At 67.6% G+C, this 26,767-nt stretch carries 26 protein-coding genes; 19 read left to right on the top strand and 7 right to left on the bottom strand.

Annotated features, from left to right (window positions below; genetic code table 11):
• Window positions 1–66: 66 nt before the first annotated feature.
• The 7 genes from ACZK29_RS21335 to ACZK29_RS21305 all read right to left on the bottom strand — a co-directional run bounded on the left by ACZK29_RS21335 (window position 67) and on the right by ACZK29_RS21305 (window position 8,818).
• Entirely contained in the window at window positions 67–1,587 is a 1,521-nt protein-coding gene (locus ACZK29_RS21335) for a hypothetical protein (RefSeq protein WP_478446477.1), read from the bottom strand.
• A 98-nt stretch (window positions 1,588–1,685) separates the two neighbouring features.
• Window positions 1,686–2,582 (bottom strand): oxygen-dependent coproporphyrinogen oxidase, encoded by an 897-nt coding sequence (gene hemF, locus ACZK29_RS21330; RefSeq protein ID WP_111204298.1) that lies wholly within the window; start codon window positions 2,580–2,582, stop codon window positions 1,686–1,688.
• A gap of 54 nt (window positions 2,583–2,636) precedes the next feature.
• Complete coding sequence (locus ACZK29_RS21325) at window positions 2,637–4,253, bottom strand: hypothetical protein (protein ID WP_111204297.1); 1,617 nt, start codon at window positions 4,251–4,253, stop codon at window positions 2,637–2,639.
• A gap of 37 nt (window positions 4,254–4,290) precedes the next feature.
• Window positions 4,291–5,409 (bottom strand): hypothetical protein, encoded by a 1,119-nt coding sequence (locus ACZK29_RS21320; RefSeq protein WP_164146474.1) that lies wholly within the window; start codon window positions 5,407–5,409, stop codon window positions 4,291–4,293.
• Window positions 5,410–5,444: 35 nt separating this feature from the next.
• Entirely contained in the window at window positions 5,445–6,002 is a 558-nt protein-coding gene (locus ACZK29_RS21315; RefSeq protein WP_111204295.1) for a hypothetical protein, read from the bottom strand.
• 30 nt (window positions 6,003–6,032) lie between these two features.
• On the bottom strand, window positions 6,033–6,452 hold the full coding sequence (locus tag ACZK29_RS21310) for an NUDIX hydrolase (protein ID WP_111204294.1): 420 nt from the start codon (window positions 6,450–6,452) through the stop codon (window positions 6,033–6,035).
• Window positions 6,449–8,818 carry a S9 family peptidase gene (locus ACZK29_RS21305; protein WP_111204293.1) on the bottom strand — a complete coding sequence of 790 codons (2,370 nt, stop codon included), beginning with the start codon at window positions 8,816–8,818 and terminating at the stop codon, window positions 6,449–6,451. Before ACZK29_RS21305 ends, ACZK29_RS21310 begins: the two co-directional genes overlap by 4 nt.
• A 167-nt stretch (window positions 8,819–8,985) precedes the next feature.
• On the opposite strand from ACZK29_RS21305, the gene ACZK29_RS21300 reads away from it, so the two are divergent.
• The 19 genes from ACZK29_RS21300 (at window position 8,986) to ACZK29_RS21210 (ending at window position 26,733) form a co-directional block, all read left to right on the top strand.
• Entirely contained in the window at window positions 8,986–9,315 is a 330-nt protein-coding gene (locus tag ACZK29_RS21300) for a hypothetical protein (RefSeq protein WP_010482336.1), read from the top strand.
• A gap of 37 nt (window positions 9,316–9,352) precedes the next feature.
• Window positions 9,353–10,006 (top strand): RNA polymerase sigma factor, encoded by a 654-nt coding sequence (locus ACZK29_RS21295; RefSeq protein WP_164146475.1) that lies wholly within the window; start codon window positions 9,353–9,355, stop codon window positions 10,004–10,006.
• Entirely contained in the window at window positions 10,003–10,218 is a 216-nt protein-coding gene (locus ACZK29_RS21290; protein WP_106549985.1) for a hypothetical protein, read from the top strand. Before ACZK29_RS21295 ends, ACZK29_RS21290 begins: the two co-directional genes overlap by 4 nt.
• Window positions 10,219–10,536: 318 nt before the next feature.
• The gene (locus ACZK29_RS21285; protein ID WP_478446476.1) at window positions 10,537–11,835 is read left to right on the top strand and encodes an ABC transporter permease; all 1,299 of its coding nucleotides are present in this window, start codon (window positions 10,537–10,539) and stop codon (window positions 11,833–11,835) included.
• Window positions 11,836–11,944: 109 nt separating this feature from the next.
• The gene (locus ACZK29_RS21280; RefSeq protein WP_239503936.1) at window positions 11,945–13,036 is read left to right on the top strand and encodes an ABC transporter permease; all 1,092 of its coding nucleotides are present in this window, start codon (window positions 11,945–11,947) and stop codon (window positions 13,034–13,036) included.
• 129 nt (window positions 13,037–13,165) lie between these two features.
• On the top strand, window positions 13,166–14,563 hold the full coding sequence (locus ACZK29_RS21275) for a cytochrome ubiquinol oxidase subunit I (protein ID WP_164146478.1): 1,398 nt from the start codon (window positions 13,166–13,168) through the stop codon (window positions 14,561–14,563).
• 1 nt (window position 14,564) lies between these two features.
• Window positions 14,565–15,578, top strand: a complete 1,014-nt coding sequence (gene cydB, locus ACZK29_RS21270; protein WP_005414876.1) for a cytochrome d ubiquinol oxidase subunit II — start codon at window positions 14,565–14,567, stop codon at window positions 15,576–15,578.
• Between the two features lie 216 nt (window positions 15,579–15,794).
• Complete coding sequence (locus ACZK29_RS21265) at window positions 15,795–16,538, top strand: beta-ketoacyl synthase chain length factor (RefSeq protein WP_111204289.1); 744 nt, start codon at window positions 15,795–15,797, stop codon at window positions 16,536–16,538.
• Window positions 16,531–17,328 carry a lysophospholipid acyltransferase family protein gene (locus ACZK29_RS21260; RefSeq protein ID WP_164146479.1) on the top strand — a complete coding sequence of 266 codons (798 nt, stop codon included), beginning with the start codon at window positions 16,531–16,533 and terminating at the stop codon, window positions 17,326–17,328. The genes ACZK29_RS21265 and ACZK29_RS21260 overlap by 8 nt, the downstream gene beginning before the upstream one ends.
• Window positions 17,315–17,572, top strand: coding sequence for a phosphopantetheine-binding protein (locus ACZK29_RS21255; RefSeq protein ID WP_005411610.1), 258 nt, complete (start codon window positions 17,315–17,317; stop codon window positions 17,570–17,572). Before ACZK29_RS21260 ends, ACZK29_RS21255 begins: the two co-directional genes overlap by 14 nt.
• Window positions 17,573–17,589: 17 nt before the next feature.
• Window positions 17,590–17,847 carry an acyl carrier protein gene (locus ACZK29_RS21250; protein WP_005411609.1) on the top strand — a complete coding sequence of 86 codons (258 nt, stop codon included), beginning with the start codon at window positions 17,590–17,592 and terminating at the stop codon, window positions 17,845–17,847.
• Window positions 17,848–17,869: 22 nt separating this feature from the next.
• The gene (locus ACZK29_RS21245; protein ID WP_049431675.1) at window positions 17,870–18,421 is read left to right on the top strand and encodes a COG4648 family protein; all 552 of its coding nucleotides are present in this window, start codon (window positions 17,870–17,872) and stop codon (window positions 18,419–18,421) included.
• On the top strand, window positions 18,414–20,099 hold the full coding sequence (locus ACZK29_RS21240) for an ApeI family dehydratase (protein ID WP_478446475.1): 1,686 nt from the start codon (window positions 18,414–18,416) through the stop codon (window positions 20,097–20,099). Before ACZK29_RS21245 ends, ACZK29_RS21240 begins: the two co-directional genes overlap by 8 nt.
• Window positions 20,089–20,859, top strand: coding sequence for a glycosyltransferase family 2 protein (locus ACZK29_RS21235; RefSeq protein WP_286074523.1), 771 nt, complete (start codon window positions 20,089–20,091; stop codon window positions 20,857–20,859). The genes ACZK29_RS21240 and ACZK29_RS21235 overlap by 11 nt, the downstream gene beginning before the upstream one ends.
• Window position 20,860: 1 nt before the next feature.
• On the top strand, window positions 20,861–21,802 hold the full coding sequence (locus ACZK29_RS21230; RefSeq protein WP_478446474.1) for an LpxL/LpxP family acyltransferase: 942 nt from the start codon (window positions 20,861–20,863) through the stop codon (window positions 21,800–21,802).
• Window positions 21,792–23,342: an HAL/PAL/TAL family ammonia-lyase gene (locus ACZK29_RS21225; protein ID WP_111204285.1), complete on the top strand. Its 1,551-nt coding sequence runs from the start codon at window positions 21,792–21,794 to the stop codon at window positions 23,340–23,342. The genes ACZK29_RS21230 and ACZK29_RS21225 overlap by 11 nt, the downstream gene beginning before the upstream one ends.
• A complete protein-coding gene (locus ACZK29_RS21220; RefSeq protein WP_106549975.1) occupies window positions 23,329–23,760 on the top strand; it encodes an acyl-CoA thioesterase in 432 nt (143 codons plus the stop codon). Before ACZK29_RS21225 ends, ACZK29_RS21220 begins: the two co-directional genes overlap by 14 nt.
• A gap of 2 nt (window positions 23,761–23,762) precedes the next feature.
• Entirely contained in the window at window positions 23,763–24,386 is a 624-nt protein-coding gene (locus ACZK29_RS21215; RefSeq protein ID WP_181502609.1) for an outer membrane lipoprotein carrier protein LolA, read from the top strand.
• The gene (locus ACZK29_RS21210) at window positions 24,379–26,733 is read left to right on the top strand and encodes an MMPL family transporter (protein ID WP_478446473.1); all 2,355 of its coding nucleotides are present in this window, start codon (window positions 24,379–24,381) and stop codon (window positions 26,731–26,733) included. The genes ACZK29_RS21215 and ACZK29_RS21210 overlap by 8 nt, the downstream gene beginning before the upstream one ends.
• Window positions 26,734–26,767 lie beyond the last annotated feature (34 nt).

Raw genomic sequence — 26,767 nt, 5'->3', positions numbered from 1 at the left:
GAGCCCATGCTCGGCTGCCTTGCGTCCGGAGCCGAGCATGGGCTCGGCTCTACAGGTGCATGAGCGTCAGGGGGCGGCTTCGGCCTTCAGTGCCGGCCAGTTGCGGGTGGCGTCCACATCACAGGCCACGTGCGTGCCCTTGCCGTCCTTCGCGCAGATCGCCGCCATGGCCTGCGGAATCTTCGGGTCTGCGGTGTGCGAATACACCGCTGCCAATGCCAGGCACCCTTCGCGCACGCCCGCGCCGCACAGCGTCTCGAAGTAGGGCAGCGACGCGGCCCATTTTTCGGACTCGAACAGCGCTTCGCCGGCGACCTTGCAGCCAAGTAGTTTGCCCTCGGCACAGCACGCCTGGGCGCCGTCCTTGCGGGCAAGGGTCGGGCAGTCCAGCGGCAGCGGGATCTCCACGAAGGCCACCGGTGGCTTGCAGCTGGCCCCGCCGGCAGAGGGCTTGCGCTGGTAGTAGGCGAAGCGGTTGCCGCTGTCGATTCCGATCAGGTTGCCGTTCTGCAGCGCCTGCAGCACAAAGTCGCTGCCGACGTCGCGGCGGATCAGGATGCGCCCGCCTTCCAGGCTGGCGCGCAGGCGCTGGCTGCGGCCCTCGACATCGACCACGCCGCCATCGAGGAAGTTCAGCTGCGAGAGCACGCTGTGCTCGGCTTCGTAGCGCCCGCAGGGCAGGGTGATGGCTGGCACCGGTGCCAGCGCCGTGGCCGGCACCGTGTCCAGCACCGCGAGACGTCTGGCGGTCTCGCACTCGGACGCCTCCAGGCGCTGTGCGCAGGCCAGCTGCACCGCGTCGCGGGACTGCAGCGTGCGCCCGGCACTCCACAGTACATCGGCTACCTTGCTGCAGAACGTCTCACCGTGCTGCTGCCGGCACAGCGCAGACAATTCATCGAGCTGCGTGGCCGGCAGCAGTGGCGCCATCGCGTGTTCCAGCCCGAACACCAGCTTGCCCATCTGCTCCCAGGCCACCACTGAGGCCATCGCCTCGCATCCTTCTGCGTCGAACGATGGGGAATCTTCCTTGCAGAGTTCAGGCATCGGTGGCTCTGCCCGCGTGGCCTTCGGGGCCGCGTCCTTGGCCTGCTGCTGGTAGGTTTCCAGCAACTGCACGCAGGCCGCGCCCACGCCTTCGGCGCACCAGGCGTGCAGCTTCGGCGGTGCGGCCTCGGGCAACGCCTCCAGGCAGTCCGAGGTATTCATCACGCAGCCGCCCTCGATCGGTTCCGGCATCGCCTTGCAGGCCGCGGAGCGCTGGCGGGTGAACTCGCCATAGGGAGTGACGATGTTGCGGTCGTCGTTCTCGAAGAACCAGTTTTCCAGGCGGCCGGTGCTCAGGTTGCCGGTGCCGAGCACGTCCTGCTCGCGGGCCACGCGCAGTTCTTCGGTGGCCTGGTAGGGACCGGACAGGTGGCCGTGACCCTCGCTCTCGAGGGTCAGCGTGGTGGTGCCGCTGCTGTTGGTGTAAGTACCACAGGCCATTGACTGCGCCGATGCCGGCAGCGCGGCTGAGGCCAGTGCAAGCAACAGCAGGGAGCGCCAGCCCGCAGCGCGGGGACGGAAGGAAACAGCGACAGGCATTGGGGGATCATCCTTGAAGGAGGTACAGCAGGACCTGTCCGGTGCTGGACGCACTACAGGCGGGGAAGGCGCCACGCGTCAGGCGTGGCGCCGGAAGATCAGAGCCAGTCGCGCGGCACCAGGTAGTCGGCCAGGCGCGCCTCGGCACTGCCGGCCTCCGGGCTGAAACCGTACTCCCAGCGCACCCGCGGCGGCAGGCTCATCAGGATGCTTTCGCTGCGGCCACCGCTCTGCAGCCCGAACAGGGTGCCGCGATCGTAGACCAGGTTGAACTCCACGTAGCGGCCGCGGCGGTACAGCTGGAACTCGCGCTCGCGTTCACCGTATGCGGTGTCCTTGCGCTGCTGCACGATCGGCAGGTAGGCATCGAGGAAGCCATCACCGACCGCCCGCAGGTAATCGAAATCGCGTTCGAAGTCACCGTGCAGGTCGTCGAAGAACAGCCCGCCGACGCCACGTGTTTCATTGCGGTGGCGCAGGAAGAAGTACTCGTCACACCAGCGCTTGTGCGCGGCATAGCGTTCGTCGCCGAACGGCGCGCACAGATCGCGCGCGACCCGGTGCCAGTGCTGCACGTCCTCGTCGAGCGGATAGAACGGGGTCAGGTCGAAGCCGCCGCCGAACCAGCTGGCCACCACTTCACCGTCGCGCTGCGCCTGGAAGAAGCGCACGTTGGCGTGAGTGGTCGGCACGTACGGGTTGTGCGGGTGGAACACCAGCGACACGCCGGTGGCGCGCCAGGAGGCGCCGGCCAGTTCCGGGCGGTTGGCCGAGGCCGACGGCGGCAGGCGGCTGCCGGCCACGTCGGAGAAGCCGATGCCGGCCTGCTCGAACACCGCACCGTCACGCAGCACGCGGGTACGCCCGCCACCGCCCTCGGCACGCTGCCACAGGTCTTCCTGGAAGCGGGCCTGGCCATCGACGGCCTCGATCGCCGCACAGATGCGGTCCTGCAGGTCGGTGAGGTAGGCGCGCACGCGCTCGAATTCGTTCATGGCGCGTACTTTACCGCAGGGCCCGCCCGAAGCTGCGGACAGGCCCTGGCCGGCTCAGCGCTTGCGGTTGGAGTTGCGCGGTGCCGGAGTGTCGTCCACCGCCGCCTCGTCAACCGACTTCTGCAGGGCGCCGCCCAGCGTGATCAGCTCCCAGTTCTGGGTTCCGAGTACGTCGCAGGCCACATGCAGGCCGCTGCGGTCGGCCTTGCACAGCTGTTCCAGGATGCGACGGGCGTCCACGTCCGCACCGTTGCCCTGCGCGGTGACCAGGTTCTCGCACCCTTCGCGGACGCCAGCGCGGCAGACGGTGGTGTAGTGCCCGGCGGCCTGCAGCCAGTGCCCGGACAGCGCAAGGCGGTTGCCGAGAATGTTGCAGCCCTGCAGCTTGCCCTGCGCACAGCAGGCTTCGGCACCGTCCTCGTTGGCCAGCGCCAGCGGGCAATCCTGCGGCAGCGGCAGTACCGTGTATTGCCTCGGTGCGCTGCAGCGGGTCGGGCCCTCGCCGGTAGGGGTGAACACCTGGAAGCGGGTCCAGGTGTCCAGGCCCAGCAACTGGCCGCCGGGCAGCGGGCGCAGCACGAAGTCGCCGTCCCGATCGTGGCGGATGCGGATGTCGCCCTCTTCGACGCGCGCGCGAAGATGGCTGTTCCAGCCAACGCCGACCAGGCCGTTGTCACCGAAGTCCAGCGTGTCCATCAGGCCGCCGTCGGCCCGGTAGTTGCCACAGGGCAGGGCCGTTGCTGGCTGCGGTTGCAACGATGCACCCACCGCCTGCAGCGCCGGCAGGCGTTCGCAGGTGGCGGCGTCGTTACCGGGTGTGCAGGCCGCAGCCAGGGCCTGCACCGCCTGCTGGGGATCTCCCGCCTCCCAGGACAGTTCAGCCACGCGGGTGCAGAAGCCGCCATGGGATACCTCGCGGCACAGCTGCAACAACTTATGGCGCCGCTCAGCCGGAATGATCACCGGCGCGGTCGGCGCTGCCATCGTCACCACGGCTTCGGTCATGGCTGCCGTCATCGCCGCCTTGACCAGCTGCTCCTGCACCGCGGGGTCTGCCTCGAGTGCGGCGGCACACGCCGGGGTTCCCTGCTCGAAGCCACCGTCGTCACAGGCAGCGGGGAGTTTGATGCCGGACAGGGCGGCGTCCAGCGCTGCCTTTGCCAGAGCGGGATCGGCCTCGACCGTAGGTTTGGCCTCCTCGTGCCAACGATCAGCCAGTTGCAGGCACATGCCGGGCACGCCTTCCCGGCACCCTGCTTCCAGCGCGGTCGGGCTCGCTTCGCGACGGTTGTCCAGGCACCCCGCCGCATCGGCCAGGCAGCTGCCTTCGGCCGGCGCGGCGGCTGCGGCGCACTGTGCGGGGGTCTGCAGGATGTAGACCGTGCCATCCACCTCGACCGTCCGGCCACGATCGCGCACCTGCAGCGCGCTGGGCAGGCCGTACTCCAGGTTCACCAGTTGCAGCGTTCCGTTGATCTGCTGGAAGGCGACGGGCGTCGGTGCGCTGCCGAAGTGCTTCTGCTCGCCGCGGTTCGGCGAGCTGATGCGCAGCGTACCGCTGCCTTCGTCGGCCTTGAACAGGCCGCATTGCGGTGACTGTGCGGCGGCCATCGGCGCGGCCAGCAGCAGCGCCCAGGCCAGCCAGTGGCGGCGCGGTGCGGGTGAATGCATGTCGTCTCCTTGACGATCGAACGGGAAACTCCAGGCGCTACGGCGAACCACGGCCCTCGCGCGGGGGCGTGCATTGTGCCGTGCCGGGCACCGGCTGGTAACGCTGATATCCCGTCTGCGCATCCATACCAAGCAGGTCGCCATTGCCGAGCTGGCGCAGCACAAGGGTTTCGCCGTTCTGCTGCAGGTGGATGGCACCGTCATGCAGGCGGCCACGCGCGCCATCGCCGAAGTCGAGCCTGTCGATCACGCCACCGTCGGCCTGGTAGCGGCCGCACGGCACCCGCTGGGCCGGGACGAGGCGCAGATCCGCACCGAGATCGTACAGCGGTGCGATGCGTTCGCAGGCACTGATGCGTCCTGCATCGCAGACCACCTGCAGGGCCTGCACCGCCAACACGGGTTTCAGCGCGATCAACTGCTGTTCGGCCACTTCGATGCAGAAGCGACCACCACGGTGATGCAGGCACAGCTGCTGCAGACGGTCGCGTGCAGCGGCCGGAAGCGGTGAGTTCAGTGTGTCCTCGTCTTCCTGTTGCAGGCGCTCACCCACCGACTGCATCGCGGCAGCCAAGGCATCGTCAGTCAGCGCCTCGCAGGCCTGCGGGTCATGCCCGGGTGTGTGTTCGCGGCAGGCGGGCGGACGTTCGAAGCGCGCGGCGCCGGTGTCATCGGCGGCTGCGGCGTTGCCATCGCGCAGTTGTCGCAGCAGCGCCGAGCAGCCCGCGCCAACGCCTTCGCCGCACGCACGCTGGGCCTGGCCGGGTGAGGCCGTGGGCAGCTGCGCAATGCAGTGGCTGCCGGCGGCGCGACAGCTGCCGTCCATCGCGCTGGGCTCGACGGCGCAGGCTCGAGACTGCCTCAGGGTGTAGATCATCCCTGCGTCGTCCGCGATGCGCCGTCCGTCGGCGCTGATCCGGATGGGCTGCGCGACGCCGTCATCGAGCATGACCAGGCGGGTCTGCGCCGCACTGTGATCAACCCACAGTGGTTCCGGCTCGCTGATGTCGTTGTGGCGGTAGCCGGTGCTGGCGGTGCTGAACACCAACGCCATGCCACCATCGGCGCTGCGGTATTCGCCACATTGCAGCGCGTCTGCGCCGGCAGGCAGCGCGGCCAACAGCAGCAGTGCGGGGAGAAGGGTCAGCAAGCGCATGCGACGGTCCTTGTCGTGCGGGAACGGGGTGTGGCTCAGTGGAAGCGCGAGCGGATGTCCGGCCGCAGCAGGCGCCAGGCCAGCCAGCCCTGCAGGCCGAGGAACAGCACCGACGTGCCGAGCAGGGTGAAGGTCATCATCCAGCGCCGCGGCTGCATCGATTGCTGCATGCCCGGGTCGTCGGCGAGCAGCACGATCACCTCGCGCATGAACACGTCCAGCCACCAGGTGATCGCGAAATTGGCCAGCGCGCTCAACAGCAGCATCACCACGAAGCTCCACAGGCCCCAGCGGCGCTCTCGCAGCAGGCCCCAACTGGCCACGGCCGAGGCCAGGCAGAGCAGTGCGGCGATCATCGAGGCACACACAGGGTGTGCCAGCAGCCAGGTCAGGCTGTGCATCTGCCGATGCTGTACTTCACCGGCCAGCAGTTGCCAGAGTGGAATGTCGTGCAGCGGCCACACCAGCAGCCCCTGCAGTACGAAGTAACCGGTCAGCAGCGCGGACAGCCAGAAGGAGGCCTGGACCAGCGGTCGAATCCACGCGTGGTAGGGCGAAGGCTGCAACGAGGGCGGCGGGAGCGGCACTGACATCCGGTGTCCTTGCAATCGGTGCCCGCGCGTTCAGCGGGCCGTCACCCGGGTGGCGACGGCCGGCAGGATATGGTGTTCGCTCAGCGGTGCCAAGGGCAGACCATGCGGCGGCTGCAGCGGCACCCAGGCCAGTTCGGCGATCTCAGCGCGCGCCTGTGGCGTGCCGTCCACCTGTACCCACCACGCCTGTGCCTGCACGCGGTGACCGGGCTCATTCACCGCCCAGTCCTCGAACGTGCCCAGCGCGATGGCAGCCCCGGCGCGCAGCTGCACGCCGAGTTCCTCTTCCAGCTCGCGTGCCAGCGCCTGCAGAGGCGCCTCGCCGGGTTCGGGCTTGCCGCCCGGCTGGATGAAGCGGCTGGCGCCGTGCTTGCGCACCACCAGCGCCTGGCCGCGGTCATCCAGGATGACCGCGGCCACGATGTGGATCGTGGCCGCGGCGTTGCTCACTTCAGGTTCTGCTCGAACAGCTTGAGGATGCGCTTGTACTGGTCCAGCCAGGAATCGGCACGGGTGTAGCCGTGGCGTTCCAGCGGGTACGGTGCGATCGACCAGTTGTCCTTGTGCAGTTCGATCAGGCGCTGGGTCAGGTTCACCGAGTCCTGGAAGAACACGTTGTCATCCATCATGCCGTGGGCGATCAGCAGGTTGTCCTGCAGGTTCTGCGCGTACTCGATCGGCGAGGACACGCGGTACGCCTCCGGATCGATGTCCGGGGTGTTGAGGATGTTGCTGGTGTAGCCGTGGTTGTACTGGTGCCAGTCCACCACCGGGCGCAGCGCGGCGCCGGCCTTGAAGGTGCCCGGCGAGCGGAACAGCGCCATGAAGGTCATGAAGCCGCCGTAGGAACCGCCGTAGATGCCGGCGTGGTCGCGGTCACCCTGCTGGGTGTCGACCAGCCAGTCCAGGCCGTCCTTGTAGTCTTCCAGTTCCGGGTGGCCCATGTTGCGGTAGATCGCCGTACGCCAGTCGCGGCCGTAGCCCTCGCTGCCGCGGTAATCCATGTCCAGCACGATGTAGCCCTTCTGCACCAGCAGGTTGTGGAACATCTGCTCGCGGAAGTAGGCCGGGTAGCGCTGGTGCACGTTCTGCAGGTAGCCGGCGCCGTGCACGAACATCACGATCGGGTACTTCTTCCCCGGTTCCTTGTTTTCCGGTTCGTAGTACTTGGCCCAGACCACGCCGGCACCGTGCTTGGACGGCACCGCCACCAGCTTCGGCTGGATCCACTGGCGTGCCTTGTAGTCGGCGGTGCGGGTGTCGGTCAGCACGCGGGCCTGGCCACCGGCGCTGGGCAGCACGGCCAGCTGCGGCGGCAGGTAGGCGCCGGAGTAACGCACCAGCAGCTGCTGGCCGTCCGGCGACAGCGAGAAGTCTTCCACGCCGTTGAGGCTGGTCAGCTCGCGCACCTGGCGGCTGCCGGTGTCGACCGCGCAGACTTCGTAGTCATGCGGGGCCTGCTGGTTGCACAGGAAGTAGAAGCCCTTGCCATCGGCCGACGGCACCGGCGCCGAGGTTTCCCACTTGCCGCTGGTCAACGCCTGCGGCTTGGCGGTGCCGGCCTGGGTGTACAGGTGCGAGAAGCCGGATTCCTCGGACAGCAGCCACAGCGTGCGGCCATCGGCCATCCAGCCGAAATCGTTGAAGCCCCAGTTGATCCAGGCGTTGTCGGTCAGGCGGTGGCGGTTCTGCACGCGGCCGTCGGCAGCGTTGACGCTGATGATCCAGCGGTCCTTGTTGTCGTTGGCACGCAGCATCACTGCGGCCTGCTGGCCGTCGGCGCTCCAGCGGATGCCGCCGCCCATGAAGTCGCTCATCACCTGCACGCTGCGTTCGCCCTTCAGCGCGTCCTTGCCGGCCTTGCGGCGCAGTTCGGCCAGCGGGTCGGTGCTGATGCCCGGCAGACCAGCCAGCGAGACCTTCTCGGCCTTGCCGGTGCGCACGTCCACGTACCACAGGGTGTGCGGTTCGAAGCCGTTGCGGCCGACGCGGGTGCGGGTGTCCTCGGTTTCCTCGTAGCCCGACTCGGTCACGTACAGCGGCATCTTGCCGCCGCGGCCGTCATCGAAGTCCTTCGGCTTGGTCACCACGATCAGGTGGGTCAGGTCCGGCGACAGCACGCTGTCGGCGATCTCCACGTCGGCGCCCAGGTACACCGGGCCCGGTGCGCGGGTCGGGTCGGCCTGGCGCCAGCGCTGGTCCTGGTCCTTCAGTGCTTCGCGCTGGTCGCGGTCGCGGCGAAGGGTTTCCAGCGTGCGCAGCTGCTGGTCGCGCAGCACGTCGGCCTTCGGCGGCGTGCGCGGGTCCTTCTCGGCTTTCAGGCTGGCCACCTGCTGCACGCCGCTGGCGGCAGTCCAGTGGAACCAGTTCTGGCCGACCCGCCAGATCACGCCGTTGTCGGCGGCGAAGTTCACGTTGCCCGCGCGCTCGTTGCTGCGGGTCAGCTGGGTCAGCGCGCCGCTGCGCAGGTCGCGCACGAACACATCGCCATTGCGCACGAAGGCGCTGCGGCTGCGGCTGCGGTCGTAGACCGGCTCGGCCACGTCCAGGGTGCCGCGCTGGTCATCGGCGACCTGTGCGGCCACACCACCGGCCAGCGGCTGGCGGAAGGTATCGCGCACCGGGCTGCCGCTACGCTTGAGCTGGTATTCCACCTGCTGGCTGTTCCACGACCACCAGGCCTTCTCGACCGGCGGACCGATCCAGTCCGGGTCGGCCATGGCCTGTTCGATGGTGATCGGCGTCGGCGCGGCATGCGCAGCCGGTGCGGCCAGCACGGCCGACAGCAGGAGGGACAGGGGCAGCACTCGGGACATGGGCGGACGGCACCAGAAGAGGAAACCGGCCAAGGGTAGCAGCCGCCCCGGCCCGGGGCAGGGGCCACAGGTCATGGCAGCGGGATTGGCAAAGTGGTGCAACCGGTTGCCGTGGTCGCGCATCCATTCTCCTGAACCCGCATCATCCACCGAACAGGAGCCCGACCATGCAGGAACTGATCCCGATCACCCTCTTCATCTGCATCGCCTACGCGATCCATGCCATTGCCGATGCCCGCGCCCGCAGCAAGCTGGTGGCTCCGCACGTGCCGGAGGAAGTGATCCGCTCGCTGGCGGTACTGGAAGAAGAACGCCGCCGCCAGGGCGCGCTGCGCTGGGGCATCAGCCTGGTCAGCCTGGCCGTGGCAATGGGCCTGCTGGAGGCGATCGGTGCACGCGAACTGACCTTCGGCGCCGCCGCCGCGATGGTCGGCAGTGCCGGCCTCGGCCAGCTGCTGGCCTGGCACTTCACCCGTCCTGCCGCACGCAAGGGCTGAGCCAGGACATGCCACGGGCACAGGGGGCGCCCCGCGCATGAGCCTGCTCGGCGAAGCGCTGTCGGCACTTCGGGGCCGTCGCCGCCACGATGCAGCGGCGACGGCGGCACCCGCTGCACCGCTGGATGCGGACCAGGCCTTGGTGCGGGCCATCATCGACGGCTCGCAGGCGGCGTTTTCGCAGCTGGTCGAGACCCATCAACGCACCTGCGCGCATGTGATCGGGCGCATGGTGGTCGACCGTGATCAGGTGGCCGACCTGCTGCAGGAAACCTTCCTGGCCGTGTTCCGCCAGCTGCACCGGTTCCGCTTTGAATCCTCGCTGCGCACCTGGGTTTCACGGGTGGCTTACACCACGGCGTTGCAACACCTGCGCCGGCGACGGCTGGAGGCGCAATGGATGGTGGCGGTGGAAGTACCCGAGGAACTGGGAATCGGCGATGAGGGCCCGGGCCCGGCCGAGTTGAGCGAGGCGCTGCAGGCCGGGCGCCAGCTCGGCGCGGCGCTGGAACGGCTGAGCGCACCGCAGCGCCTGATCGTCGGCCTGCACTACCTGGAGGATTTCGATCTGGCCGAGATCGAACAGGTGACCGGGCTGGCCCGCGGTACCATCAAGAGCCACCTGTATCGCGCGCGGCAGATCCTGAAGCAGGAACTGACGCGGCGTGCTGCCGCCGGAGAACTGCTGTGAACCCATCGACCGACCCTCGTGATGCGGAAGAGCGCGCGCTGGCGCAGGCGTTGCGTGAGCAGGTGCAGCAGGAAGAAACGCCGGATGTGAGCGAGGCGCTGCAGAAGCGCATTGCCGCTGAGTCGCGCGACAGTGGCGTGGGCTATGTGGTGGTGCAGGTGCTGTTGTTTGGCGCGCTGCTGGCTGCAGCGGCCTGGTACTTCTGGGTCTAGAAGAACATTGACGCCCGCAACTGCTTTGGGACGCTTCTTCCTCCAACTTCCGATCAGATATCCAAGCGTCGGGCGTTGTCTCCACGTCGGCAGTTGGCCTTTCCCGTCAGACTCCGTCACGTCGGCCTCGTCATCAGTGGCAGTCGCTCTATCCAGGGTCCGCGAGCTACGTGTGTTTCCTGAGGAAAGTTGCAAACTCCATGCCTCCGCTTGAGTCGGAGTTTCACAATCAGAGACTCTCAACCATCAGCTTCCACGGGTATGGAGTGAGAATCACATGGACAGGTGCGCCAGTAATCCAACGCCGGATGCAATTGGATGATGCTCTACTACATCCAGCTTTCGCTTGCCCGATTCAAGCAACGGATCGGCACTCATCTGGCAATCGCTCTCATGCTGGGTGCGGGGGTGGGGATCACGACCGTGATGCTCTCCATTGTTCTCCAGGCATCGTCGGATCCCGCGCCGGGCCGGAGCTCCGCATTGTTCCGCCCGTACCTTGACGCGCGTCCAGATGCCCTGCGCAGTGGTTCCCCGAATCCGGGACAGGCACTGACCTGGCCAGATGCGAAGGCGCTTCTGGGCCAAGGTGGGACGTGGAAACAGGCAGCAATGGCAGGGGGGGCGGTGACGCTCTCCCGGCCGGGAGAGTCCAGCGCAAGGCTGCGTGCGAGGTTCGCTACGTCGGAAGTCTTCAGTGTGCTTGGCATTGCCGTTGTTCAAGGACGGGCATGGACCGCCGAGGAGGGGCATGCTGCGAGTCGAATCGTGGTGCTTTCGCGTGCGCTCGCCGCGCGTGAGTGTGCACAGGATTGTGTTGGTCATCGGTTGGAACTGGGCAGGCGCACCTATACCGTTGTGGGTGTCGCGGAGGATTGGCATCCGGTGCCGATGTTTCAGGGAGATCTCACACGCCGGCCGTTTGTGGAGCCTGACGAGATCTACCTGCCAGTTGAAACCGCAATCGCGGACAAGTTGACTGTTGTGGACGGGACGGCGATCTGGGGGGGTGACCAGAACACGGATCCTGCAGGAGCCAACGTTTCATGGCTTCAACTGTGGGCGTGGCTGCCCACCGCAGATGATGTCGCCGCCTACCGCGCGAGTCTGAATACCTACGCGCAGGCAAAGGGCCTTCGGATCGAACCAGGCACCCAGCAGGTGGCACTCTGGCCGTTGATGGATTGGCTGGACAGGCTGGGATTGGTTCCGGAGCGGGCCAGGATGCAGCTTCGGCTGTCACTGATCCTTCTCGGTGTGTGCGTCGTCAATGCGGCGGCACTGCTGAGCTTCAGTCTGGGGCGCCGTAGGCGGGAGCTCGCGATACGACGTGCACTGGGAGCGCGACGCCGGGACGTGTTCGTCCAGCTCATGTGGGAATCCATCGCGGCGGGAGTCGCAAGCAGTGCACTCGCTGTCGTCACCTATGCGCTGGGAATCCGGGTGGTTGCTGCGGGAGACGTTCTGCCCAGCGCGATAACAGCGATGCATGCTGGGGCAATGCTGATGGCAGCTGGCCTGGGAGTTGCAACGACGTTGATCTGTTCATTGATCCCGTCGTTTGGGATCTGCTGGGGGAGCTCATTGTCGAGCGCCTTCGCGAAAGGGACTGCCTGATATGTTCGAATCGATGAAGGAGACCCGAAGGCACATTGGAAGCGCTGCCCTGCTTGTAGCGCAGGCAGGGCTTGCAAGCCTGGCATGTGCGTTCGCATTGCAGTCCGCCATGGACAGTTTCTCCAGATTGAGCACTCGGAACATCAAGGATGCAGCATCGATTGGTGTGGTCAGGGTCTCGGATGGCGAAGACGGCGCGGATGCTGCAGTGCTGCGAACAGACCTGTCCGCCATTCGGCTGCCTGGCGTTCAGGACACCGTTGTGAGCGACGCGGTTCCGTTCGGAGGAAGAGCCCATCGATACGGTGTGTGCACCAGTGAGTTGGCCATGATGCACTCGATGAACGGGGGCACGACAGACATTGCTGGGTGTGATCGCATTCCCGTGGTAACAGCCAGTGCTGGCTTGCTGGCGATGCTGGGCGCGGGAACCGTGCAGGGAAGGGCTGTCACCGAGGACGACATGAGTGAAGGTGCTCGGGTGGTTCTGATCAGTGAAGCACTGGCTGCGAGTCTGTTCGGAACAGAGAGGGCCGTTGGCCGGCAACTTCATTTCGGCCCCGGCAGCAGTCGGGTCGTGGTGGGCGTGTTCGCGTCCGTCCCCGGGCCGGCACCAGGGGGCAATGAGCGAGACTCGCAGTGGGCGTTGCTTCCGGGCCTTCCCATGGGCGCGAGTCGCTACTATCTGGCGAAGTGGATGTTGGAGGTCGAGCGCTCATGGCTTGATCGCGTTGTCGATGCGCTGCAGCGGCCTTATCGGATCATGAATCCGGCCGGTGTCGAGACGCTGGCGGGTTATCGCGATGCGTACGTCAAGGCTGATCGTTTCGCTACGATCGTGCTCGCGATCATGACGGCCGTTGTTCTCGGTGTGCTGATGGTCGGTGTTTCCGGGGTCGTAGGCGCGTGGCTCGATCGACGTCGGCACTCCATTGGGGTCCGACGGACATTGGGGGCGCCCGGATCCGCGATCTTTGCTGAAATCATGTTCGAGGTTTCACTGCTCACCACTTCCGGTGCCATGCTTGGCGCTATGTCGTTGCAGTGGTTCTGGCCGCCACGGGACGACATCGGGGGTTCACCGTGGTTCTCGATATCGAGCGCTTTCGTGCTGGTGATGGCGGCCTGCTTGACTGCACTTGTGCCCCGGGCCCTGCGAATCGCCAAGGAGCAGCCCTTGGCCTTGCTGAAGCCCCTGTAGCCCATTCATCCTGTCACCCAGCTTCCCCTGCGACAAAGTGAAGCAGCGCGTCACCCGGTCGCATCCCACCTTAACCAAATCCTCCTAAAGTGGTCCGGTATCCCACCGGTCGCAGGCAGGAGGCGTCCCTTGGACGCGTTGTTGTTGTCCCGGATCCAGTTCGGATTCGTCATCAGTTTCCATGTGCTGTTCCCCGCCTTCACCATCGGCACGGCCAGCTGGCTGGCCTTCATCGAGTGGCGCTGGCTGCGCACGAAGTTGCCCGTGTGGCGCGAGCTGTATTTCTTCTGGCAGAAGATCTTCGCGGTGTCGTTCGGTATGGGCGTGGTCAGCGGCATCGTCATGGCCTTCCAGTTCGGCACCAACTGGCCACGGCTGAGCGAGGTGGCCGGCACGGTCATCGGCCCGCTGCTGACCTACGAGGTGCTGACCGCGTTCTTCCTGGAAGCCAGCTTCCTCGGCGTGATGATGTTCGGCTGGGGCCGGGTCTCGCCGCGCCTGCATTTCCTGTCCACCTGCATGGTGGCGCTGGGCACGCTGTTCTCTACGTTCTGGATCCTGTCGTCCAACAGCTGGCTGCACACGCCGGCCGGCTACGAGATGGTCAACGGCATCGTGCATCCGGTGGACTGGTGGCAGGTGGTGTTCAATCCCTCGTTCCCCTACCGCCTCGCGCACATGGCGCTGGGCTCGTTCATCACCACCTGTTTCGTGATTGGTGGCGTGGGTGCGTGGTACCTGCGCAAGGGCACGCACGTGGAAGCGGGCCGGCGCATGCTGATCGCCGCCGTGGCATTCGCCGCGCTGACCGTGCCGGTGCAGATCTTCGTCGGCGACATGCATGGCCTGAACACGCTCAAGCACCAGCCGATGAAGATCGCGGCGATGGAAGCGCATTGGCATGAAACGAAGGAGGGCGAGGGCGTACCCCTGGTGGTGTTCGCGCTGCCCAACGAAAAGGAAGAGCGCAACGACTTCGAAGTTGCCATCCCGAAGCTGGGCAGCGTGATCCTCACCCACAGCCTGGACGGCACCTTCGATCCGCTGACCTCGGTCCCCGCCAGCGAGCGGCCGCCGGTGACGCCGGTGTTCTTCGCCTTCCGCATCATGGTCGGGCTGGGCACGTTGATGCTGCTGCTGGCCTGGGTCTCGGCCTTTCAGTTGTGGCGGAACAAGCTGCTGGATTCACCTTGGCTGCTGCGCGGCTGGAACTGGATGCTGCCCAGCGGTTTCATCGCGCTGCTGTCGGGTTGGTTCGTCACCGAGATGGGCCGCCAGCCGTGGGTGGTGTATGGCGTGCTGCGCACCGCTGATGCGGTCGGCCCGCAGAGTGCATGGATGACCGCGCTGTCGCTGGGCGTTTACGTGGTCGGCTACGCCTTCGTGTTCGGCTGGGGCATCTGGTATCTGGTGAAGATCCTGCGCCATGGGCCGCAGCCGTACGCCGAAGGGCCATCGCTGGACCACGGCAGCCACACCCCGGCACGCCCGCTGTCGGCGGCCGACGAACCGCTGGAGGAGCGCTGACATGGACCTGATGACCTGGCTGCCGGTGGCGTGGTTCGCGGTGATCGGTTTTGGCGTGCTGATGTACGTGGTGCTGGACGGCTTCGTGCTCGGCATCGGCATCCTCGCGCCGTTCGCCGAGGACGAGGAACAGCTGGACCTGATGATGAACACCGCCGCGCCGATCTGGGACGGCAATGAGACCTGGCTCGTGCTGGGCGGCGCGGGCCTGCTGGCGGCCTTCCCCAAGGCCTATGCGGTGCTGTTGTCGGCGCTGTACCTGCCGGTGCTGCTGCTGGTGGTGGCGCTGGTGTTCCGTGGCGTGGCCTTCGAGTTCCGCTTCAAGGCGCATCGTTCGCGCCGGCTGTGGAGCGTGGCGTTCGGCCTCGGTTCGCTGCTGGCGACCTTCGCCCAGGGCGTGATCCTGGGCACCCTGGTGCAGGGCATCCCGCTGGTGGACGGCGTCTATCAGGGCGGACCGTTCGCCTGGTTCAGCCCGTTCGCGATGCTGACCGGTGCCGCGCTGGTGGCCGGCTATGCGCTGCTGGGCAGCACCTGGCTGATCCTGAAGACCGAAGGGCGCGTGCAGGCGCTGGCGCGGCAGATGACCCGGCCGCTGGTGGTGGCGGTGATCGCGGCGATGGGCCTGGTCAGCAGCTGGCTGCCGTTCCTCGATTCGCGGCTGATGGCGCGCTGGTTCAGCGACGGCAACTTCTGGTGGCTGTCGCCGGTGCCGCTGTTGACCCTGGCGGTGGCAGCCGCGCTGTGGCGCAGTGCCACCCATCCTCGCCGTGACCTGCCGCCGTTCCTGCTCAGCCTGGCCCTGTTCGTGCTCGGCTTCCTCGGCCTGGTGCTGGGCATGTGGCCGTACCTGCTGCCGCCGTCGATGACCCTGTGGCAGGCGGCGGCGCCGGCGTCCTCGCTGGGCTTCACGCTGGTTGGGTTGGTCATTCTGTTGCCGGTCATCCTCGGCTATACGGCCTGGTCCTATCGGGTATTCCGCGGCAAGGTGCACGCCGACACCGGTTACCACTGATCGATTGAAGGCGGGGCCGGCCGTTGCCCGGCCCCGCGTTGGGGAATGTGAAACCTGCACACCCTGCGCGGGACGTGCTAGCGTGCGCTCCTTTCCGGCGGCCAGGGGGGCAGCCGGCGACGTCCTGGACGGACGCACGGCTGCAGGAATGGGGGCCGCCGCGCGTCGCCGTAATGGCTCGTGCCTATCGTTCTCCCGTTGAAGCACCAACGCTAAATGATTGAATTCTCCATCGTCGACTGGGCCGCGTGGGCGCCCGGCCTGAGCGAGCGTAGCCAGTGGCTGGGCTGGGCCGATGCGCCGTACCTGCCGCATGGCGGCGATACCCCGGCACTGGCGGAGGTTCCGGCAATGCAACGCCGTCGCATCGAGCGGTTGGGCCGCATGGCGATCCAGGCCGCGTGCTGGTGCGAGGATGGGCAGGGGGCCGACAACGACGTGCCGCTGGTGTTCGCCAGCCGCCATGGCGACGTCGCACGTTCGATGGACCTGTTGGGTGCGCTGGTCGGCGACCAGCCGTTGTCGCCCACTGGATTCGGCCTGTCGGTGCACAACGCGATCGCCGCACTGTATTCAATCGCCCGCGGCCATCGCGGCAACTACCTGGCATTGGCTGCCGGCCAGGCCACGGTCGAGGCCGCGTGCCTGGAGGCCGTTGGCCTGCTGGCCGATGGCGCCCGCGAGGTGCGGGTGGTGGTCTACGAATCTTCGCTTCCTGAAATTTACGCGACGTTCGCCGACGAACCGGACCCGTTCTTTGCGTGGTGCTGGCGGTTGACCGCGCCCGCCGCGGGCCACCCGACGCTTTCTCTGCAGTGGCAGCCGGCCGAAGAACAGGCCACTTCCGCGCCGGGCCTGCTGCCGCACGCGCTGGACCTGCACCGCTTCCTGTTGTCCGGCGCGCCGGCGCTGGAGCACGTGGCCCACGGCCAGCGTTGGCGCTGGGGCCGCCGTGAGTGAGCTGCTGCGCCGCCTCGATCACGCCTGGCGGGTCTTCGGCACCGGCCTGAGCTTTGCTGCGTTTGGCCTCGGCGGGCTGCTGCTCGGTGTCCTGGTGATGCCGGTGCTGCTGCTGATGCGGGACCCGGTGGCCCGTCGCCGGCGCGCCCGGCGCGTGGTCCAGGCCGCCTTTGCCAGCCATGTCCGGCTGATGTGCCGGCTGGGGGTGATGACCCTGCAGATCGAAGGCCGGGAACGCCTGCAGCGCGACGGTTTGCTGGTTCTGGCCAATCACCCGACCCTGATCGACGTGGTCTGCCTGATTTCGTTGCTGCCCAACGCCGATTGCGTGGTCAAGCGGGCCGTGGCCTGCAACCCGTTCATGCGTGGTCCGGTGCGGGCGGCTGGCTACATCTCCAATGATGACGGCGCTGGCCTGGTGGACGACTGCGTAGCCGCGGTGCAGGCCGGCGGTACCTTGGTCATCTTCCCGGAAGGCACCCGCAGCGTGCCCGGACAGCCGCCGCGCCTGCAGCGGGGCGCGGCCAACATCGCGGTGCGTGGCCGCCTGGACATCACCCCGGTGCGGATCACCTGCACCCCGCCAACCCTGACCAAGGGGCAGAAGTGGTATCGTGTCCCCTCACGTCGCTTTCACGTTCGGCTGCAGATCGGCGAAGATATCCCGATCGCGCCTTTCTTGGCCGAAGACGACTCGCCAAGGGGGGATGCCTTGGCGGCACGCCGCGTTACCGAGCAACTTTCTCGTTATTTCGACCTGTCTGGAGAGCCGCCCCGTGCAAGCACTTGAGCACGAGATCAAGGAATTGATCATTTCCTCCCTTTCGCTGGAGGACATCACGCCGGAGGACATCGATCCGACCGCGCCGCTGTTCGTCGAAGGCCTCGGCCTGGATTCGATCGACGCGCTGGAGCTGGGCCTGGCGCTGCAGAAGAAGTACGGTGTCAGCCTCTCGGCCGACTCGGAAGAAACCCGTCGCCATTTCTCCAGCGTGCGCGCGCTCGGCGAGTTCGTCGCCGCCCGCCAGTCGTAACGGCGCCAGGAATTGCCATGACCAAGAATGAACTGTTCGAACGCATCGTCAGCATCCTGACCGACAGCTTCGAGATCGAAACCGCCCGGATCACCCCCGAGGCACGCCTGTACGACGACCTGGACATCGACAGCATCGATGCGGTCGACCTGATCGTGCAGCTCAAGCCGCTGCTTGGCCGCAACCTGCAGCCGGAAGCGTTCAAGGCCGTGCGCACCGTACAGGACATCGTCGATGTCGTGCACGGGCTGCTGCCGGACCAGGCAGCCGCCTGACCGCAGCGCCGGCGGCTCCGCCATGGCACGCGCACGCACGTTCGTGGTGGCTGCGATTTCGCTGGCCTACCCGGTGCTGGTGTACCTGGCGATGGGCCGTTTCGAGCCACGCTGGCTGTCGCTGCTGCTGTTCACCCTGGCCCTGCTGCGTGCGCTGAGTACGCGCCAGCCGCTGTGGTGGGCCGCCGCCGCGGGTACCGGCCTGCTGGCCGTGCTGGCCACCGTGCTCAACCAGGCCCTGCCGCTGAAGTTGTACCCGGCATTGGTGAACGTGGTGATGCTGGCGGTGTTCGGCACCAGCCTGCGCTTCGGCCCGCCGCTGGTGGAACGCCTGGCGCGGTTGCAGGAGCCGGACCTGCCGGCGTTCGCGGTGGCCTATACCCGCCGCGTCACCCAGGTGTGGTGTGGCTTCTTCGTTCTCAACGGCAGCCTGGCCCTGCTGACCGCGCTTTACGCGTCGGACCGGGTCTGGATGCTCTACAACGGATTGTTGGCGTACGTGATGATGGGCGTGTTGTTTGCAGGTGAGTGGCTGGTGCGGCGTCGGGTCAAGGCAGCGCACGCGCATGGCTGAGTGGATCGCCCTGGACCGGCTGCTGGTGGACCCGCAGCCGCAGCGCCGCATCGGCCTCTGCGATGGCGAGGTGATCGATCACCCCCGCTTCCGCCAGCGGGTGCTGGCCTGGCGCGCGGCCTTTGCTGCTGCCGATGGCCGCGACTGGGCCCTGTACTTCGATGACGCGGTGGCCTTCGCTGCGGCGCTGTTCGGCGCCTGGCATGCCGGCAAGCGGGTGTTCCTGGCCGCCGACAACCTGCCGGCCACGCTGCAGGCGCTGCAGCCACAGGTGAGCGGTTTCGCCGGTGATGTTTCCGCCGACTACCGACCGCTGGTTGCCCCCGCCGTTGGCGTTGACGGCGAACTGCAGGTGCTGGACGAGCGCGGCTGCGAGCTGTGCGTGTTCACCTCCGGCAGCACCGGCCAGCCCAGTGCGATCAACAAGCGCATGGACCAGCTGGCGCGCGAGGTGGATGCGCTGCAGGCTGCGTTCGGCGCGCAGCTGGAAGGCGTGCAGGTGCATGGCACGGTGTCCCACCAGCACATCTACGGCCTGCTGTTCCGCGTGCTGTGGCCGCTGGCGGCCGGCCGCCTGATCCATCCGCGCCGGTTCTTCCACGAAGACCTGGTAGGCGCGCTGACTGGTACCGACACGGTGCTGGTGGCGACGCCAGCCCACCTCAAGCGCCTGCCTGAGCAGCTCGACTGGGCCAGCCTGCATGGTCGCCTGCGCGCGGTGTTCTCCTCCGGTGGCCCACTGCCGGAAGAAGCTGCACGCCAGGTACGGCAGTGGCTGGGCGTGGCACCGACCGAGGTTTACGGCAGCAGCGAGACCGGTGGTATCGCCTGGCGCCGCTGGGACACCGACCTGCCGCCGTGGCAGCCGCTGCCGGGCGTGCAATGGCGCATCGAGGATGGCTGCCTGGCCGTCGCCTCGGCGCATCTGGAAACCCTCGACTGGTGGCGCACCCAGGACCGCGTGGAAGCCTTGGCCGATGGCCGCTTCCGCCTGCTGGGCCGTGCCGACCGCATCGTCAAGATCGAAGAGCGCCGCGTTTCGCTGGATGCGCTGGAACGCGCGCTGCGCGAAGACGCCGAAGTGGACGAGGTGCGCGTGCTGGTCCTGCCAGGACAGCGCGAGCAGCTGGCAGCGGTGGTGGTACCGGCCGATCCGGCGCTGCTGGAGGGGGGCGATGCCGCGCGCCGCGCGCTGGGCCAGCGCCTTGGCGCGCGCCTGGCACAGGCACATGACGCGGTCACCCGGCCGCGCCGCTGGCGCCTGGTGCAGGCGCTGCCGATCAACGCACAGGGCAAGGTCACCCAGGCGGCACTGGCGGCGCTCTTCCAAACGTTGATGCCGGTACCGGCATGGGAGCACCGCGACGCTGCAAGCGCCACCCTGCGCATGACCCTCGACCCGGCGCTGCGGCCGTTCCAGGGCCATTTCCCGCAGGCGGCGATCCTGCCCGGCGTGGCGCAGCTGGACTGGGCCGTGCGTTTCGGCCGCCAGGCATTCGCGATGCCGACCGCTTTCCTGCGCATGGATGCGGTGAAGTTCCAGCACGTGGCCCGCCCGGGTGATGAGCTGACACTGCAGCTGGACTGGGATGCCACACGCAATGTTCTGGCCTTCCGCTACACCTCCAGCCACGGTGTGCATGCCAGCGGCAAGGTGGTTTTCGCCGATGCGGACTGACCCGGCCGTTGCCGGTGCCGCGTTCGCGCCACTGGTGGTGATTCCCGTCTACGACCACGAGCACGCTATCGCGGCGGTGGTCGACGGCGTGCAGGCCACCGGCCTGCCGTGCCTGCTGGTCGACGATGGCTCGCATGAGGCGTGCGCGACGGTGCTGCGTTCGCTGGCGCAGCGCCACGGCGTCGACCTGCTGCGCCTGGACATCAACCAGGGCAAGGGTGGGGCGATGCTGGCCGGTTTTGCCGAAGCCGCTGCGCGTGGCTACAGCCACGTGCTGCAGATCGATGCCGACGGCCAGCACGATACCGCCGACCTGCCGCGCTTCATCGAGGCGGCGCGCGCGCACCCGGGTGCGGTGATCTGCGGCATTCCGGCCTACGACGCCAGTGTTCCGAAAGCGCGCCTGTACGGCCGCTACGCCACCCACATCTGGGTCTGGATCAACACGCTGTCGCTGCACCTGCGCGACACCATGTGCGGCTTCCGCGTGTATCCACTGCCGCCGGTGCTGCGCCTGGTCGGTGAAGAGACCATCGGCCGGCGCATGGATTTCGATACTGAAGTGATGGTTCGCCTGTACTGGCGGCAGGTGCCGGTCGAACACCTGGCCACGCGCGTGACCTATCCCGCCGATGGCGTGTCGCACTTCGATGTGTGGCGTGACAACGTACGTATCAGCCGCATGCACACCCGCCTGTTCTTCGGCATGCTCTGGCGCGCACCGCGCCTGCTGTGGCGCCGCCTGCGGGGGCAGTGCTGAGATGGCGGCCGCGCAGGACGCCCCACACTGGGCCGACATCGGCGAATCCACGTCGGTGGCCGGCGTGCTGTTCCTGTGCTGGGTGCACCGCTGGTTCGGGCGCTGGCCGTTCCGCCTCTGCGTGTGGCCGGTAGTGACCTGCCACTGGTTGGGCAACCGCGTCGGCCGCCAGGCCTCGATGCAGTACCTGCAGCGGCTGCAGGCACACAGCGGCGTGCTGGGCCGCGCACCCACGCGGCGCGACAGCCTGCGCCACTTCTTCGCCTTCGCCGACACGATGCTGGACAAGATCTTCGGCCTGGGCGGGCGCTACCCGGCCGAACGCATCCACCTGCATCGCGACCTGGTACTGCAGAAGATCGCGCGCCGCGAAGGCGGCCTGATCCTGACCGCACACATCGGCTGCCTGGAACTGTGCCAGGTGCTGGCCGAGCAGGTGCCGGGTTTCCGCATCACCGTGCTGGTGCATACCGCACATGCGCAGCGCTTCAACCGCCTGCTGCAGCGGCTGGACCCGCTGGCGGCGGTGGAACTGGTGCAGGTGACCGAAATGGGACCGGCCACCGCCGTGATGCTGGCCGAGCGCGTGGCGGCCGGTGGCTTCGTCGCCATCGTCGGCGACCGCACGCCGGTGCAGGGCGGCCGCAGCGTCACCGCCGATTTCCTCGGCCATCGCGCGCCGTTCCCGATCGGCGCCTATGTGCTGGCCGCCGCGTTGGGCTGCCCGGTCTACACCATGGCCTGCCTGCACCAGGGCGAAGGCTATCGCGTGGCATTCGAACAGTTCGCCGAACGCATCGTGCTGCCGCGTGGCTCGCGCGATGCCGCGCTGGCCGAACAGGCACAGCGCTTCGCGCGCTGGCTGGAACTCCAGGTCATCCAGTCCCCGCTGGACTGGTTCAATTTCTTCCCCTTCTGGGATCAGGCTCCACATGACGACTGACGCCGTACCCGCGTGCCGCTTTGGCGATGCACCGTTGACCATCGAAGACGTGGTGGCCCTGGCCCAGCGCCAGTGCGAGGCCGCACTGAGCGACGCGCCGGCATTCCGCGCGCACATCCAGCGCGGCGCCGACTTCCTCGACCGCCTGCTGCGCGAGGATGGCGTGATCTACGGCGTGACCACCGGCTATGGCGATTCGTGCACGGTGAACATCCCGCCGGCACTGGTGGCCGAGCTGCCGCACCATCTGTACACCTACCACGGCTGCGGCCTGGGTCGTTACCTGGACCCGGTCGAGACCCGTGCGGTGCTGGCGGCGCGCCTGGCCTCTCTGGTGCGCGGCATGTCCGGTGTCAGCCTGCCACTGCTGGAAGGCCTGGCCACGCTGCTGCAGCATGACGTGCTGCCGATGATTCCGGCCGAAGGCTCGGTTGGTGCCAGTGGTGACCTGACCCCGCTGTCGTACGTGGCGGCGGTGCTGTGCGGTGAGCGTGAGGTACTGTTCGAAGGCCAGGTGCAGCCGGCCGGCCCGGTGCTGGCGAAGATCGGCATGACCCCGCTGAAGCTGCGACCGAAGGAAGGCCTGGCGATCATGAACGGCACCGCGGTGATGACCGGCCTGGCCTGCCTGGCCTGGCAGCGCGCCGATTACCTGGCCCGCATGGCCACGCGCCTGACCGCGTTCAACGTGCTGGCCAGCGACGGCAACGCGCACCACTTCGACGAAACCCTGTTCGCAGCCAAGCCGCACCCGGGCCAGGGCCGCATCGCCGCGCGCCTGCGCAGCGACCTGCACAGCGAGCGTCCGCCGCGCAATGAACAGCGCCTGCAGGATCGCTACTCGCTGCGTTGCGCGCCGCATGTGATCGGCGTGCTGGAGGACAGCCTGCCGTTCCTGCGCCAGCTGATCGAGACCGAGCTGAACAGTGCCAACGACAATCCGCTGATCGACGCAGACGGCGAGCGCATCCTGCACGGTGGCCACTTCTACGGCGGCCACATCGCGCTGGCGATGGACACCCTGAAGAACACCGTGGCCAATGTTGCCGACCTGCTCGACCGGCAGCTGGCACTGGTGGTCGATGCCCGCTACAACCATGGGCTGCCTGCCAACCTGTCGGCGGCCACCGGCCCGCGCGCGGCCATCAACCATGGCCTGAAGGCGCTGCAGATCAGCGTGTCGGCGTGGACCGCCGAAGCGCTGAAGCAGACCATGCCGGCCAGCGTGTTCTCGCGTTCGACCGAATGCCACAACCAGGACAAGGTCAGCATGGGCACCATCGCCGCGCGCGACTGCCTGCGCGTGATCGAACTGACTGAACAGGTGGTGGCGGCGATGCTGATTGCCGCGCGCCAGGGCCTGGCCCTGCGCGAACGGGTTGGCCTGAATGCGCAGCTGCATGGCAGTCTGGCCGACATGTACGCCGACCTGGGGCAGCGCATCGCCCTGGTCGAGGAAGACCGCGCGCTGGATCGCGAGCTGCGGGAACTGCTGGTGGAGATCCGCGCGCAACGTTGGGAGCTGTATGCCGGTGAATGAGGCCCTCGAACGGGTCGGCGAAATCACGCTGACCCCTGCCTTCCATGACTGCGATCCGATGAACGTGGTCTGGCATGGCAACTACTTCAAGTACTTCGAGATCGCGCGCTGCGCGCTGCTCGGCCGCTACGACTACGACTACCCGCAGATGCTCGAATCGGGCTACCTGTGGCCGGTGGTCGATGCGCGGGTGAAATACGTGCGCCCGCTGCTGTTCAACCAGGCCCTGCGCGTGGTCGCGCGCATCGTGGAATGGGAGAACCGGCTGAAGATCGAGTACGAAATCCTCGATGCGGAAAGCGGCCAGGTGCTGACCCGTGCGATGACCATCCAGGTCGCGGTGGACGCGGCCAGCAAGGAAATGCTGTACCAGTGCCCGCCGGTGCTGTGGGAACGCCTTGGAGTGCCTGCGCCGTGACGATGATTGCCCGTCTTTCGAGCGTGCTGCTGTGCGCGCTGCTGCTGGTGGCCATACCACGTGTACAGGCGGCCGATTCCGCCGTCGATGCGATCACCCAGACGGTGGCGCGGCCCGACGTGCTGCGTGGCCAGTTCAGCCAGGAAAAACAGGTCAGTGGCTTCAAGAACCCGCTGCGTTCGCAGGGCCGGTTCGTGGTCGCGCGCCAGCACGGCGTGATCTGGACCACGCTCAAGCCGTTCCCTTCTGAAGTGGTGGTCACCGCCGACCGCATCCTCAGCCGCCAGCGCGATGGCAGCACCCGCGTCGAGCTCGACGCGCGGCAGCAGCCGGCGATGCGCTCGGTCAACGCGATCATGTTCGCGCTGATGAGCGGCGACGTGCAGGCGCTGTCCAGTCAGTTCAACGTCGCTGCCAGCCGCGAAGGGCAGGGCTGGCGCCTGCGCCTGACACCGAAGTCGGCGATGCTGGCCAAGGCCTTCGAATCGTTGACGCTGCAAGGTGACCGCTACGTGCGCCAGGTCGAGATCATCGAGGCCAACAAGGACCGCACGCAGATCCAGTTCAGTGCGTTGAGCGAGGCCCCGGCCGCGCTCAACGCCGACGAGGCGCGCCGCTTTGAGTGAGGCCGTGGCATCGAACGTACCGGACCGGCTGCGGCGCTGGTGGCACTGGCTGGGCATTGCCTGGCTTGCGCTGCTGCTGGCGCTGGGCGCACAGCAGTGGCATTTGTGGAGCCAGCAATCCCGGATCGACACCGACATCCTCGCGTTGCTGCCGCAGGATGCGCATGACCGCCTGTTGAGCGATGTCACCCGGCGCATCGCCGATGGCAGTTCGCGGCAGGTGGTGGTGCTGCTTGGCAGCCAGGACGGTGCCGCCGCCAAGTGCGCGCAGTCCGCGTTCGCCGCGGCCATGGCTGCCGATGCCGACAGCGCGTTGCTGGTGCCCAGTGGTTCGATCGAAGGCTGGTTCGATGAGGCGCGCGCGTTCTATGCGCCGTACCGCGACCGCCTGCTGACTCCCGACCAGCGCAACCAGCTGCAGAACAGCGAAACCGGGGCGCTGGCCGAACAGGCGCTGGCCGCGCTGTATGGCCCGATGGGCGCGCCGCGCCTGACCGACTGGCGGCAGGACCCGCTGTCGCTGTGGCCGCAGTGGTGGCAGCAGCAGGCGCAGGGGTCGGGCCTGCGCCTGGGCGATGACGGCCTGCTCGAAGCCGAGGGCAAGCATTGGGCGGCGTTGCAGTTCGATACGCCGGGTTCGGCGTTCCAGCTCGATGGCGAGCGCCATCTTGATGGCCTGCTGGAGCGGGCCGGAAAGGCGGCCAAGGCGGCTGCGCCGTCGCTGGAAATCCTGCATGCCGGTGTGCCCCTGCATGCTGAAGCGGCGGCGGTGCAGGCCAACCAGGAAATCAACACGATCGGTTGGGGTTCACTGGCTGCGGTGCTGCTGCTGGTGTGGCTGGCGTTCCGTTCGCTGCGCCCGATCCTGCTGGTGGCCGCCTCGCTGCTGATCGGCTGCGGCGTGGCACTGGCGGTGACCGTGCTGGTGTTTGGCAAGGTGCACGTGCTGACCCTGGTGTTCGGCGCATCGCTGGTGGGCGTGGCCGAGGACTACGGCATCCACTGGTTTGCGTCGCGCCAGGCCGAACCGGCCGACCGTCGCTGGAAGCTGCTGCGGCATCTGCTGCCCGGCCTGTGGCTGGCCCTGCTGACCAGTGCGCTGGCCTACCTCGCGTTGGGCCTGGCCCCGTTCCCGGGCCTGCGCCAGATGGCGCTGTTCTCGGTGGTGGGCCTGGCCGCGGCTTTCCTCACGGTGATCTTCTGGTTCCCGTGGCTGGATGGCGGCGAGATCCGCCAGACCCGTTTCTCGCAGTGGCTGGGCAATACGCTGGAGCGATTCCCGCGCCTGCACGGCCGCCGCCCGGTGGCGATCTTCGTGGTGGCCGCGCTGGCGCTGTCCGCGGTGGGCATCGCGCGCCTGCAGAGCAACGACGACCTGCGCAGCCTGCAGTCGTCGCCGCCGGCGCTGATGGCCCAGCAGATCCGCCTGAGCCAGCTGCTGGGCATGCCCAGCCCGGCGCAGTTCTACCTGTTGCAGGGCACCGATGCGGCGCAGCTGCTGCAGCGCGAAGAGGCACTGACCGAACGCCTGCGTGCGCTGGCCGATGACAAGCGCATCGGCGGCTACCGCGCGATCAGCGACTGGTTGCCGTCGCCCGCGCGCCAGCAGGCCGATGCGGCGCTGACCGCGAAGGTGGAACCGGGCGTGCTGGATGCCGTGTCCGAGGCGGTGGGCGAGCCGCTGCAGCGACCGCAGTTCGCGGCTGCGCCGCTTAGTGCCGAGGCCTTCCTGGCCTCGCCGGCGTCGCAGCCGTTCCGCCACCTGTGGGTGGGTGAGGTCGGTGGGCAGATGATCAGCGTGGTGATGGTTGATGACCTGTCGCGCGCCGATGCCCTGGCCACGCTGGAAGGTGCCGCCGAAGGCCTGCCCGGCGTGCGCTGGGTAGACCGCACCTCTGATTTCTCCAAGCTGCTGGGCCACTATCGCAAGCTGATGGGCGGGCTGCTGCTGGTCGGCATTGCACTGGTGTTCGGCGCGCTGTGGCTGCGCTACCGCCGCCAGGCCTGGCGCGTGTTTGCCCCGACCCTGATTGCCGGCGCGCTGACCCTTGGGCTGCTGGGCCTGTTCGGCCAGCCGCTGCAGCTGTTCAACGTACTGGCGCTGATGCTGCTGCTGGGCATGGGCATCGACTACGGCATCTTCCTGATCGAGCACCGTGGCGATGCCAGTGCATGGCTGGCGGTGTGCGTGGGCGCGGCCAGCACCTGGCTGTCGTTCGGCCTGCTGGGCCTGTCGCAGACCCCGGCGCTGCGCGCGTTCGGCCTGACCCTGCTGTTCGGCATCGGCCTGGTCTGGCTGATCTCGCCGCTGTTCCGGCCGCCGCCGCACGATCTGCCGCCAGCCTGAGCCCGCCTTCCGCTTTTCTTCTTTCCCTCTGATC

The organism is Stenotrophomonas sp. 89682_Sma (assembly GCF_056481405.1).
This window is presented reverse-complemented; position numbering and strand designations above follow the sequence as displayed.